The 12,679-nt window shown below is 73.6% G+C and carries 10 protein-coding genes; 4 read left to right on the forward strand and 6 right to left on the reverse strand.

The annotated features are described in order from the left end of the window. Positions 1-12 precede the first annotated feature (12 nt). The 4 genes from ACH4F6_RS05385 (at position 13) to ACH4F6_RS05400 (ending at position 6,619) form a co-directional block, all read left to right on the forward strand. The gene (locus ACH4F6_RS05385) at positions 13-918 is read left to right on the forward strand and encodes a hypothetical protein (RefSeq protein WP_397958543.1); all 906 of its coding nucleotides are present in this window, start codon (positions 13-15) and stop codon (positions 916-918) included. Between the two features lie 126 nt (positions 919-1,044). Further along, positions 1,045-1,494: a peptidase inhibitor family I36 protein gene (locus ACH4F6_RS05390; RefSeq protein ID WP_397958544.1), complete on the forward strand. Its 450-nt coding sequence runs from the start codon at positions 1,045-1,047 to the stop codon at positions 1,492-1,494. 184 nt (positions 1,495-1,678) lie between these two features. Next, positions 1,679-5,578 (forward strand): helix-turn-helix domain-containing protein, encoded by a 3,900-nt coding sequence (locus ACH4F6_RS05395; protein ID WP_397958545.1) that lies wholly within the window; start codon positions 1,679-1,681, stop codon positions 5,576-5,578. Between the two features lie 153 nt (positions 5,579-5,731). Further along, positions 5,732-6,619, forward strand: coding sequence for an NlpC/P60 family protein (locus tag ACH4F6_RS05400; protein ID WP_397958546.1), 888 nt, complete (start codon positions 5,732-5,734; stop codon positions 6,617-6,619). Between the two features lie 49 nt (positions 6,620-6,668). On the opposite strand, the gene ACH4F6_RS05405 is transcribed toward ACH4F6_RS05400, so the two are convergent. From ACH4F6_RS05405 to ACH4F6_RS05430, 6 genes are all read right to left on the reverse strand, one after another. Further along, positions 6,669-7,397: an amino acid ABC transporter ATP-binding protein gene (locus ACH4F6_RS05405; protein ID WP_397958791.1), complete on the reverse strand. Its 729-nt coding sequence runs from the start codon at positions 7,395-7,397 to the stop codon at positions 6,669-6,671. A gap of 23 nt (positions 7,398-7,420) precedes the next feature. Then, entirely contained in the window at positions 7,421-8,359 is a 939-nt protein-coding gene (locus ACH4F6_RS05410; RefSeq protein WP_397958547.1) for an amino acid ABC transporter permease, read from the reverse strand. Beyond that, positions 8,356-9,240, reverse strand: coding sequence for an ABC transporter substrate-binding protein (locus tag ACH4F6_RS05415; RefSeq protein WP_397958548.1), 885 nt, complete (start codon positions 9,238-9,240; stop codon positions 8,356-8,358). The genes ACH4F6_RS05410 and ACH4F6_RS05415 overlap by 4 nt, the downstream gene beginning before the upstream one ends. Before the next feature lie 148 nt (positions 9,241-9,388). Next, on the reverse strand, positions 9,389-10,219 hold the full coding sequence (locus ACH4F6_RS05420) for an SAM-dependent methyltransferase (protein ID WP_397958549.1): 831 nt from the start codon (positions 10,217-10,219) through the stop codon (positions 9,389-9,391). Positions 10,220-10,656: 437 nt separating this feature from the next. Then, a complete protein-coding gene (locus ACH4F6_RS05425; RefSeq protein WP_397958792.1) occupies positions 10,657-11,226 on the reverse strand; it encodes an isochorismatase family cysteine hydrolase in 570 nt (189 codons plus the stop codon). A gap of 314 nt (positions 11,227-11,540) precedes the next feature. Then, positions 11,541-12,455 (reverse strand): YceI family protein, encoded by a 915-nt coding sequence (locus ACH4F6_RS05430; protein WP_397958550.1) that lies wholly within the window; start codon positions 12,453-12,455, stop codon positions 11,541-11,543. Between the last annotated feature and the right edge of the window lie 224 nt (positions 12,456-12,679).

Raw genomic sequence — 12,679 nt, forward strand, 5'->3', positions numbered from 1 at the left:
GGGGTCGGGTTCATGAGACGTGCACTCGTGTCCTTGTGCGTGGTCGTGGCGGCGGTCACGACCGGATGCGCCGACGGCGGCGACGGCCGGGCGCAGCAGGATCCGCGTCCCCGGGCACTGACCTGGCGACAGGAACTGCGCGTCGCCGACGCGCAGCAACGGCTGACCAGGCAGTGCATGAACCGCCGGGGCTTCGCCTACTGGGAGGACCGCAGTCTGACGCTCCGGGAGAGCCGCCCGGTGCGCTACGTGCAGGACGACGTGGCCTGGGCCCGTACGCACGGGTACGGCGGCCGGATCGAGGCGAAGAGCCTGCGCGTCCACGAACGCAACCCCAACGGAACCTACCGCCGGAGCCTCTCCCCGTCCCGGCGCGCCGCCTTCGACACCGCGCTCGACGGCGGCGACGGCGCCCGCATGCTCACGGCACCGCTGCCGGGCGGCGGGGAGACGCGCAAACGCGTCGGCGGCTGCACGGAGGAGGCCGAGCACGCACTCTACGGCGACCCGGCCGCGTGGTACCGCACCGGCAGGATCGCCACCGGCCTCGGCGCCCTCTACGGCGACGAGCTGATGAGGGACCGCCGCCTGACCGCGGCGGTACGGGCCTGGTCCCGGTGCATGAGGAAGGCGGGCCGGCCCTACGAGGATCCCCGGGCGGCCCGCGAAGCCGTCCGGGTCAACACCGGCCGGCTGGGTGCGGCCCGTGCCGACGAGGCGTTCGCCGCCGAGCGGAAGACCGCCGTCGCCGACGCGACCTGTGCCCGCGAGACCTCCCTGCGCGCCGTGGCCACGGCGCGGGAGACGTACTACCTGGACCGCCTGCGCGACCGGTTCGGCAAGGACATCGACACCTACCGGCACCTCGGTCAGCGGTCCTACGACCGGGCGGTGCGCATCGTCCCGGAGCGAGGCTGACCACCTCCCGCTCCTGGGCGGGCCCCCGCCCCCGGTGAGGGCACGCCGGGCCACCGGCCCGGCGCGCCGGCGCCGACGCACCACCGCCAACGCACCACACCAGCAAAGGAAACGAGGGGAAACAGCATGCGCAAGTTCACCGTCACGGCCGCCCTCCTCGGGCTCACCGCCCTGGGCGTCGTCGTACCCGCCGCCACCTCGCAGGCGTCCGGGAGCACCGTCGCCGGACCGGGCTGCGACAGCAAGTGGGGGCCGCGCAACGGCTACGTGTACGCCTGGGAGAACCTGGACTGCTCGGGCGCCCAGCTGATCGGCACCGCGGGCAACAGCGACTGGTGGGTCGGCTCGCAGGACAGGGCGACGTCCGTCATGAACCGCGGCTTCACCGGCGGCCTCGACCACGTCGCGTTCTACGAGAACGCCGGCTTCGGCGGCGGCCACGCCTGCCTCGCGCCGGGCGAGCTCTACGCCGACAACCTGACCGACAACCGGTTCACCAACGGGGTCGGCGCGAACGACACCATTTCCTCGCACCGTTGGGTGACCCGCAGCGCCTGCGGGGCCTTCCTGACCTGACCCGGCTCACCTGCCCGTCCGTGCGCGCGTGCGCGCACGCGGCGGGAAACGAACGCCCGGAACCGCCCCATGGGTCCGGGCGTCCGTGTTTTCGTCACAACGGGTGAAAGGTCCGGCTGTCCTCACCACCCCGGCATTAACCTGGGCTTCCACCGTCTCACGGCCGCACCGCATGGGGGACTCCGTGGGAGATCCGCAGCACGGGCATGAAGCCGCCCACGGGAACGAGCGGGACCGGAACGCGCCGGCCACGCCTTCCTTCCCCGCGCAACTGAGACGACTCAGACAGGCACGCGGCCTGTCGCTGACCGACCTGGCGCGGCAGACGCATTACAGCAAGGGCTACCTCAGCAAGATCGAGACCGGCGCGAAACGGGCGACCGCCGACGTCGCCCGTATCTGTGACCGAGTACTGGGCGCCGAGGGGGAACTGCTCAGGCTCCTGCACGAGGGACCGCCCGCCGGCAGCGGCGCCGGGGCCGCCGCTGCCGGGCGGCAGTCCGACGGGGCGTGTCCGTACCGCGGCCTGTCGGCGTTCACCCCGCAGGACGCGGACTGGTTCTTCGGCCGGGAGCGCGCGACGGCCGCACTGGTGGAACGGATCTTCGAACGGGTGGGAAGCGGCCCGCTGATGCTCGTCGCCCCCTCGGGCGCGGGCAAGTCTTCCCTGCTCAACGCCGGACTGGTGCCCGCCCTGCGGCGCGGCGACCTCCCCATGCGGGGCGCCGACCGGTGGCCGGTGGTGACGTTCACCCCCACCTCACGGCCCCTGGAAGAGCTCCTGGAACGCACCGCGAAAGCGGTGGGCGGGGACCTCGCCGTCACCGTCGAGGAGGTGCGCGAGAATCCCGACGCGGTGCTGGACGCCGTGCGCGCGGTGGCGGACGATCCGCCGGCGCCGCCCGGGGAACGCCCGCCCCCGCCCTGCCGGCCGGTGCTGATCGTCGACCAGTTCGAGGAGCTCTTCACCCTCTGCATGGACGAGGACGAGCGGCGCTCCTTCGTCCGGGTGCTCTGCGGGCTGGCGGCCCCCCGGCCGGAGGAGAGCGCCCACGGTCCCGCCGTCGTGGTGCTCGGCGTGCGGGCCGACTTCACCGGCGACTGCCTGGACCTCCCCGAACTGGCCCCGGTCCTCACCGACGGGCTGTTCGTGCTGCCGCCCATGTCCGTGGAGGAACTGCGGGAGTCCATCACCCGGCCGGCGCAGCTCGCCGGACTGACCCTCCAACCGGGCCTGGTGCCCCTGCTCCTGCGCGACGCGGGGCTGCGCGACGAGCAGGGCGGCCCACCGCGGGGCAGCGGGACGGACACCGGTTCCGGAGCCGACGTGACGCCCTCCGGCGTCCTCCCGCTCGTCTCCCACGCCCTGCTGGCCACCTGGCAGCGGCGCGAGGGGTCCGCGCTGACCGTCGCCGGGTACGAGCGGGCCGGCGGGATCCGGGGTGCGATCGCGCGGACCGCCGAGAACGTCTTCGGCCGGCTGTACCCGGCCGAACAGAAGACGATCCGCCGCGTCCTGTCCCGTCTGGTGTACGTCGCGGACGGCGGCGGGGCGACCCGCCGCCGGATGAGCGGGGCCGCCCTGATGGGGCAGTTCACCGACGCGGACGGCGCGGCCGCCGCGCTCGACGCCTTCGTACGGGCCCGGCTCGTCACCATGGACAGCGACACGGTCGAGATCACCCACGAGGCCCTGCTGCACGCCTGGCCACGGCTGAGGGACTGGATCCACGCCGACCGCGCCGGCCTCCTCCTCCACCAGCAACTCGCGCACGCCGCCGCCGAATGGGAGCGCGAGGGCCGCGATCCGTCCGCGCTGTACCGCGGCACCCGGCTGAGCACCGTGCGCTCCTGGGCCGACGAACTGGACGGCCGGCGCCGGCTCGGCCCCGGCGAGGAAGCGTTCCTCCGGGCGAGCCTGGCCGAGCAAGAAGGCCATGAGCGGCAGGCCAGGCGCCAGGTCCGGCTCCGGCAGTCGATGCTCACCACGCTCGTCGTCCTGCTGGGGCTCGCCCTGACCGCCGGAGGCCTCGCCTACCGGCAGCGCGAGAACGCCCTCGACCAGGAACGCGTCGCGCGTTCCCAGGCACTCGCCGTGCGGTCCGCGTCGCTCGCCGGAGGCCAGCCGGAGGCGTCGATGCTGCTGGCCGGGGAGGCCTACCGCACCCACGCCACCGCCGAGGCGCGCGGCGCGCTGCTGAGCACGCAGTCCCAGCCCTTCTCCGGCCGGCTGAGCGGTCACCGGGGGCCGGTCAACGCGGTGGTCTTCGCGCCGGACGACCGGTCCCTGGCGACGGCCAGTTCCGACGGGACGGTGACCCTGCGCCGGGTGTCGGACCGCCGCACGACCGCCGTGTTCGCCGTGTCCGGGCCCGTCCGCTCGATCGCCTTCAGCCCCGACGGCCGCACCCTCGCGGCGACGTCGACGCGCGGGCCCGTGAGCCTCTGGGACGTCGCCGGACACCACAGGAAGGCCGTGCTCGCCGACAGCACCGAGGGCGTCCGGGCGCTGTCCTTCGACCCCCGCGGGCACCGGCTCGCCGTCGCGACCGTGCGGGGGCCGGTCCAGTTGTGGGACACCGCGCGCACGCCCCGCCTCATCGCCACCCTCGTCGGGCACGAGGGAACGGTCAACGCCCTGGACCACGCCCACGACGGCCGGACCCTGGTCTCCGCCGGAGCCGACCGGACCGTGCGGCTGTGGGACACCGGCCGGGCCCGGCCCCTCGCCGTGCTCAGGGGGCACACCGACGAAGTGCTGGGCGCGGCGTTCTCCCCGGACGGCCGGGAGGTGGCCTCCGCGGGCGTCGACCGGACCGTGCGGCTGTGGGACGTGCGCGGCGGCCGGCCCGGCGCGACGCTGTCCGGCAGCAGCGACGACATCAACGCCGTCGCGTACACGCACGACGGCGCCACGGTCGTCGGCGCGGTCGGCGACGGGACGGCCAGGCTGTGGGACGTCCGCAGCGGCCGGCAGACCGCCGTGCTCGCCGGTCACACCGACTACGTGATGGGGGCGGCCGTGACCTCCGACGGCACCCTGCTCGCCACGGCCGGTTTCGACCGGTCCGTGGTCCTGTGGGACCTGGGCGGCCCGGTGCTGACGACCCGTCCGTTCACGGAGGTCTGGCAGGCCCGGTACAGCCCCGACGGACGGCTGCTGGCCACCGCCGACGCCGACCACACGGTGCGCCTGTGGGAGGTGGGCGGGCGCAGGCTCCTGGCGACGCTCCGGGGACACACCGAGGCGGTCCTCTCGGTGTCCTTCGCACCCGACGGGCGGACCCTGGCCTCGGCGGGCTCCGACGGCACGATCCGGCTGTGGGACGTGGCCGCGCACGGACCGCCGGCGATCCTGACCGGCCACACCGGGCAGGTCTTCTCCCTCGCCTTCGCCCCCGACGGCCGCAGTCTCGCCTCGGCCGGCGCCGACCGTACGGTGCGCCTGTGGGACGTGGCGAGGCGCGCGCCGCTGGCGACGCTGACCGGCCACCGGGACTTCGCCAACGGCGTCGCCTTCAGCCCCGACGGCCGGGTCCTGGCGAGCGCCGCCGACGACCTGACCGTACGGCTCTGGGACGTCTCCTCGCACCGCCCGCTCGGCACGCTGACGGGCCACACCGGCGCGGTGCGCGGCGTGGCCTTCGCCCCCGACGGGCGGACGCTGGCCAGCAGCGGCAACGACGGCACCGTACGGCTGTGGGACGTCCGCGAACGCCGCCCGGAGGCCGTCCTGACCGGTCACACCGGCTCCACCCGGGGCATCGCCTTCGCTCCCGACGGCCGCACGCTCGCCAGCAGCGGCAACGACCGCACGGTGCGCCTGTGGGACGTCGCCGGACGGCGCCCGTGGGCGACGCTGACGGGCCACACCGACGCGGTGTGGAGCGTGACCTTCGCCCCCGGCGGGCGCACGGTGGCCAGCGCCGGCACCGACGGCACCGTACGGCTGTGGGACCTCGATCCCGGGGCCCGGCTGGAGCGGATCTGCCGGCTGCGCGCGAGCGTCGACGCGGACGCGCGCGCGAAGCTCCTGCCCGGCGTCCGCCTCTCCGACGGGACGCCCTGCGACGGCCGGGGGTGACGGCGACTCACCTGCTCGGCGGGGGTTTCCCGGGTGTTTCCCGTTGCCCGTCGACGGGAGGCGACACCTGGTTCCTCGACAAGCGCGCGGCGCGGCCAGCAGGCTCCTGAGCGACCACCTCTCTCACCAGCTACAGGAAACGGGGGTCCTGACATGGTCCGCCGGACCGATCTCCTCCGCACACTGATCGTGTTGCTCGCCTTCCTCTTCTGGGCGCCGGTGACCGCCGCCGCGAACACCCAGGCGCCCGCGCAGCGCACGGCCGCCGACGCGTGCGGCGCCCTCGCCCCCGGAGCCTCCGCGGCGGCCGAACGCGCGATCGCCGCCGCCTGCGCCGAGGTCGCGGCCGGCACCTGGTACACGTGGGGCGGCGGGCACGGCGCCCGGCCGGGTCCCACGTACGGCCAGGTCGACCCGACCGACCCGGACAGCGAACACGACCCCGAACGCCTCGGCTTCGACTGCTCGGGCCTGGTCCGCCACGCGTACGCCGAGGCGGCGGGCTCCGACATCCTCGACGGCGTCGCCGGTCAGCAGTACTACACGCACCGCGCCGCCGCCCGCTTCACCGCCGCCCGGGGCCTGGCCCCGCTGGTCCCGGGCGACCTGCTCGCCTGGGGCACCTCGTGGGACCTGCACCACATCGCCCTCTATCTCGGCGCGGGCAAGATGGTCGAGGCCAAGGAGTCCGGCACCAGGCTCATGGTCAGCGACGTCCGCCTGAACGGCGACTACTTCGGCGCCGTCCGCGTCGACACCGGTCCCGTCACCGGTCACATCCACCAGACGTGGGGCACCGACGTGTGGACCAAGGCCGAACCCTCCCTCGGGGCCGCCCGCGTCTACGCCTTCCCGTACTCCACCACCATCCGCGTCCGGTGCCAGAAGCACGCCGAACCGGTCACCTCCGAGGGCTACACCAACGACGTGTGGTCGTACCTGCCGGACTACAAGGCGTGGATGACCAACATCTACATCAAGGGACCGGCGTGGCTCGACGGCGTGCCCGACTGCGGGACGACGACACCACCGACGCCGTGACGCACCGGCGCCGGCGCCGAGGACGGCGGACCCGGCCCGCCGCGGCCCCTCACAGGCGGCCCGCCTCCACGATCCGCCGCAGGAAGCGCCGCGTGCGGTCCTGCCGCGGGTCGCCGAAGACCTGCTCGGCGGTGCCGCGCTCCAGCACCACGCCCCCGTCGAGGAAACAGACCTGGTCGGCGACCTCGCGGGCGAAGCCCATCTCGTGCGTGGCCAGCACCATGGTCATGCCGTCGCCCTTGAGGTCGCGCACGACGTCCAGCACCTCGCCGACCAGCTCCGGGTCGAGGGCCGCGGTGATCTCGTCGAGCAGCAGCAGCCGGGGCCGTACGGCGAGGGCGCGCGCGATCGCCACGCGCTGCTGCTGGCCGCCGCTGAGCCGGTCCGGGTACTCGCCCGCCCTGCCGCCCAGCCCGAGCCGCTCCAGCAGCGCCCGGGCCTCTTCCTCGGCCCGGGCGCGGGGGACGCGGTGCACCCGGCGCGGGGCGAGCGTGATGTTCTCCAGCACCGTCATGTGCGGGAACAGGTTGTACGCCTGGAAGACCACGCCGATGCGGCGCCGCACCGCGTCCCGGTCGGCGCGCGGGTCGGTGATCTCCTCGCCGTCCAGGTGGATCGCGCCGTCGTCGACGTCCTCCAGGAGGCCGGCGCACCGCAGCAGCGTCGACTTGCCGGAGCCGGAGGCGCCGATCAGCGCGGTCACCGTGTGCGGGGCGACCTCCAGGTCGACGTCCCGCAGGACGACCGAGCCGCCGAAGGTCTTGCGCACGGACTCCATCCGCAGCACCGGCACGTTCTCGCTCACGTCGTTCCTCCTTGCGCCCGCCGGCGGTCCGTGCGGGCCGCCACCCAGTCCGTGAGGCGGGTCATCGGGATGGTCAGGGCGACGAACACCAGCCCGGCCACGACGTACGGCGTGTAGTTGAGGCTGCGGCCCACGATGATGTCCGCCGCGCGGACGGCGTCGACGGCGCCGCCGATCGACACCAGACCGGTGTCCTTCTGCAGGGACACCAGGTCGTTCAGCAGCGGCGGCACCTGGCGGCGCACCGCCTGCGGCAGCACCACGAACCGCAGCGCCTGACGGTTCGTCAGGCCCAGGGAGCGGGCCGCCGCGCGCTGCGAGGGGTGCACCGACTCGATGCCCGCGCGGAACACCTCCGCCACGTACGCCGAGTACGTCAGCGTCAGCGCCGTACCGCCGAGCAGCACCGGGTCGACGGTGACGCCCTGGAGCCGCAGCGCGGGGACGCCCAGGACCACGATCATCAGGTTGATGATCAGCGGCAGCCCGCGGAAGAAGTCCGTGTACGCGGCCGCGAGCACCCGCAGCGGGAAGAACACCGGGCCGCGCAGGGTGCGGGCCACGGCGACGAGCATGCCGAGGACCAGCACGGCGGCGCCGCACACCAGCAGCAGCCGCAGGTTCAGCCAGAGCCCTTCCAGGACCTTGGGGAACGCCTCGCGTGCGTACCGGCCGTCGAAGAAGGTCTCCTCGGTGCGCGGCCAGCCGGGCGCGCTGACGACCAGCAGGGAGAGGGCGGCCCCGGTGACCAGGGTGGAGAGGGCGGCGATCGCCGTGGCGCGGCGGGCCCGGGCACGCCGGTACCGCTCGCGCTCCAGCCGGCGCGGCGACGGGACGTACGGGTCCGCGACGCCGCGCGGGCCGGCCGCACCGTCCTGCCCTTCGTGCTCGTCGTCCGCGCCGTCGCGGCCGGACTCGTCCTCGACGACGGTCACTTGAGGACCGGGGCGTCGACCGCGTCGGCCAGCCACCGCTGCTCGATCTTCGCCAGGGTGCCGTCCTCGCGGAGCGCGTCCACGGCGTCCGTCACGCAGCGGGTGAGCGCGCTGCCCTTGTCCAGCACCAGGCCGAACTGCTCCGGGGCGCCGCCCTGGTTCTCGAACTGGCCGACGATCTCGGCGTCGGTCACCTCGGCGGCGGTGATGTAGAACGCGGTCGGCAGGTCGACCACGATCGCGTCGACCTGGCCGTTCTTCAGCGCGGACTTGGCCTGGTCGTTCTTGCCGTAGACGGCGGCGTCCCGGGTCGGCTTCACGACGTCCTCGATGGAGGCGAGGCTGGTCGTGCCCACCTGGGCGCCCAGCCGGAGGCCCTTGAGGTCCGCGAGGCCCGTCGCCTTCGCGGCCGGGGAGTCCTTCAGCGCGACGACGGCCTGGCGCACGTCGTAGTAGCCGGACGAGAAGTCCACGGCCTTCTTGCGTTCGTCGCTGACCGAGACCTGGTTGATGTCGAAGTCGAAGGTCTTCTCGCCCGGCGCGAAGGCCTTGTTGAACGGCACGCTCTGCCAGACCACGGCGTCCTTCCCGTACCCGAGCCGTTCCGCCACGGCGTACGCGACGGCCGACTCGAAGCCCTCGCCGTTGGAGGGGGCGTCGTCCTTGAACCACGGCTCGTAGGCGGGCCGGTCGGTGGCGACCGTCAGCTTGCCCGAGGTCTCCGTGGCGAGCTCGCCCTTGACGCACGAAGGGCCGGTCGGACCGGAGGGCTCGGCGGACGCGTCGTCCTCCGGCTGCGGGGCGCAGCCGGCGGCGGTCGCGAGGAGGGCGACGGTGGCGCCGGCGAGGACGCGGCGCAGGACACGAGGGGCGAGAGGCATGGCGGGAGAGTGTCAGCGGCCTCCCCGGTTTGTCGAGGGCGCCCCGCGATAATCCGCATGGTGGGAACGGGTGTTGCAGTCTCGTGAACGGGTGGGTGAAGGCGGGGTGCCGGAGCGCGTGGTGCGGGCGGACGCCGCCCGCCGGGGGCTATGCCTTCCGGGCCAGTCCGGCGACGATGAGGCGTTCCCAGACGGTGAGCTCCCGTTCCTCGCCGCGGGCGCTCCACGGGTTGTCGGCCGTGTCAGGACGCCACAGGGGCGCGGGAACGATCCCGGGTTCGAGGATCTCCAGACCGTCCAGCAGGAAGGCGATCTCCTCGTCGGTGCGCCACCGGCCGCGGCCGAAGGTCTGCTGGAGGACCCGCTCGGCCTCCGCGGTCTCCGGGTTGTCGCCGGAACGGAAGTGGCTGACGAAGAAGTGGCTCCCGGAGGACACGTGGTCGCGCCAGTGGCGGACGATTCCGGCCGGGTCCTCGTCGTCGTTGACGTGGTGGAGGACGGCGCTGAGGATGACGGCGACGGGGCGGTCGAAGTCGATCAGTTCCCGGGTGTCCGGGTGGGTGCGGACGCCTTCGGGGTCGCGTATGTCGGCCCGGACGACCCGGGTCCGGTCGTTCTGCTCCAGCAGCGCGCAGCCGTGGACCAGCACCTGGGGGTCGTTGTCGACGTACACGATCCGGGACTCCGGGGCGTGCCGCTGCGCGACCTGGTGGACGTTGTCGGCGGTCGGCAGACCACTGCCCAGGTCGATGAACTGCCGCACGTCGGTGGTCTTCACGATCTGCGCGATCGCCCGTGTCAGGGCCGCGCGGTTGGCGAAGGCGATGGCCACCGAACCGGGGAGGTCGCGGAAGAACACGTCGCCGACCTCCCGGTCCACGGCGTAGTTGTCCTTGCCGCCGAGCAGGTAGTCGTAGACGCGGGCGATGCTGGGCCTGGTGGAGTCGATGGAGGAGCCTTCAGCCGTCATGACGGCCATCCTCCCCCGAGACGTCGCCTGTCCACCGGCGTTCCGGAATTCCCGGCGGACGGATCCCGAGGCCGCGTCGGCCCCGGTCCGCGGCCGTGCGAGGGCCGCATGAGCGGAGGGGAGGCGATCGCGCCGTGGGGACAGGCGGGCGAGCGGGAGACCGAGGGGCACTGCACCGACGTCCACCCGGAGGAGCGAGGCGCACCGAATCGTCACCGGCACTCCCGTGCGGGGCACGGTGCGAGGTGGCAGGGCTCCTCAGCCGTGAGCACCGGCCCGAAGGACCGTGCCGTCGACGTGCAGGGGGGCGCTCCCGCGCAGCGGCCCGCCACCGGGTCCTTTCGGTCCGCCGCGCGACCGGGCGGAACGGACCGCGCGGCGCACGCGGTCCGCCCGGGCCGGGCAGCAGGCTGTTCGCGGGGGTGAAGCCGCCGTCGCAGGGCTCCTCAGTCCTCCCGGGGCTCGAACTCGGTCTCCTTGGCCGTGGTGATCCGGGCGCCCATGTTGCGCTCCATCATTTCCAGGGCCGCGGACGCCAGATGGGGGTGGATGGAGGCGACGGCGTCCCTCGGCACCGTCACCTCCAGGTGGCGGATGTGCGCGTCCAGGGCGGAGTAGAGGACGCACTGCTCGGTGACCTGACCGGTCAGTACCACGTGCCCGACGTCCAGGCTCCACAGGAGGTAGGACAGGGGCGTCTCGAAGAAGACCGAATGGCGGGCCTTCAGCACGAAGAGCGACCGTTCGTCGGGCCGGATCGGCTCGATCAGGTGGGCGTGCTGCCGGGACAGGGCCGCGTCCAGCAACTCCCCGTGGTGCGAGCGCCACAGTCCGAAGTTGTCGTTCACGTAGATCACGGGTGCGTTCGCCTCGCGGGCCCGGCCGAGCAGCTCCGTCAGCACGGGCACGACCTGTTCCACGGACGGCACGAGGAGCTCGGCGTCCTCGTGGTCGTAGGTGTTGATCATGTCGATCACGATCAGGGCCGACCGGGTCGGATCCCCTTGTCGTTCCATGGCCTGTGCCGCCCGTCCGGTGCCGTCACTCATCGGGTGCGGTGGGATCCGGTCGCGGAGGATGATCGGAGCATGGGATCTCCCGTGTGGTGCGTGTGGTGCGTGTGGAGCGGGGTCCGGGGACGTACTGCTGAGTACCCGGCGGCGCGGCGGGCCTAACAACCCGCATCGGCGGACGCTCACCCGGGAGGTGGCCGCCCTCGGCGCGGCCCCCCACGAAGACGCGTCCCCGCGCAGCCCCCGACGGGTGTCGTCGGGCTTCGCCGGGCCGACGGGAGGCGCCGCCCGCCGGGCGGCGAGCGGCCGGGGCGGGTCTATTCCGGGGGCGTGGGGGTCTCGGCGGTGCGGTACATCGCCTGGACGTCCAGCTCCAGTTGCACGGTGGGGCCGACGACCGCGATGCCGCGGGCCAGCATCGAGCGCCAGTTGAGGGTGAAGTCCTCGCGGTGCAGCTCCGCCTTCGCCAGTGCCGCGCAGCGCAGCTCCTGTTCGTAACCGCCGTTCACCGTGCCGAGGTACGTCGTGTCCAGGCCCACGGAGCGGCTGGTGCCGTGCATGGTGAGCGTGCCGTTCAGCGTCCACCGGGAGCCGCCCCGGTAGACGAACCGGGTGCTGGTGAAGTCGATGTACGGGTAGCGCTCGACGTCGAGGAAGTCGGCGGAGCGCAGGTGGTTGTCACGGGTCCTGTTGCCCGTGGCGATGCTGGCGGCGTCGATGCGCACCGAGACCTGGGAGTCGCCCATGTCCGGCGCGATGCGGATGCCGCCGGTGAAGCGGGTGAAACGGCCGTGCACGTGGGCCATGCCCACGTGCTTGGCGATGAAGCGGATCGCGGTGTGCGGCGGGTCGAACAACCAGGTGCCGGGCGGCGGCAGTTCCAGCCGGCGCGCGGGCAGCAGCGCGATGCGCGCCGGGGGGAGGACGGCACCGGCGGCTATGTCGACGTTGCTGCGGGCCGGGGTGAGGCCCTCCGCCGCGGCCATCACGCTGTAGGAGCCGGGCGGGAGCGTCGCCATGAACAGGCCGTACGGATCGGTGGTGCCGTGGGCGACGACCCGGTGGCTGTCCAGCGCGGTCACCGTGATCTCGGTGCCGCCCAGGGGCTGCCCCAGGGGGTCGACGACCTCGCAGCCGTAGGCGCCGGCGCCGGCCGGCAGGGGGAGCGAGAGGTCCGGCGCGGCGTCGGGGGCGCTGCGGGAACGCCGACGCCGGAGCAGTCCGAGGGCCATGCGGTTCACCTTTCCTCGTACGTGTCGCCACCGCGAGACCCGCACCGACGGACGTGTTCGCGGTCGCCGAGGACCGCCGGAGAGGGGTTGCAGACGCGATGAAGTCAATTGTTAAACGATCATAGGGCAGGGGGTGCGGGGTGGTTCGCCGCCGAGAACGGCGTGCGACAAGGCTTGCCCGCGTGTCGAATTGCCGTGAACAGCCGTCGTCCCGGTCGTCTCGC

This window comes from Streptomyces sp. NPDC017936 (assembly GCF_044328485.1).
GTDB lineage: Bacteria > Actinomycetota > Actinomycetes > Streptomycetales > Streptomycetaceae > Streptomyces.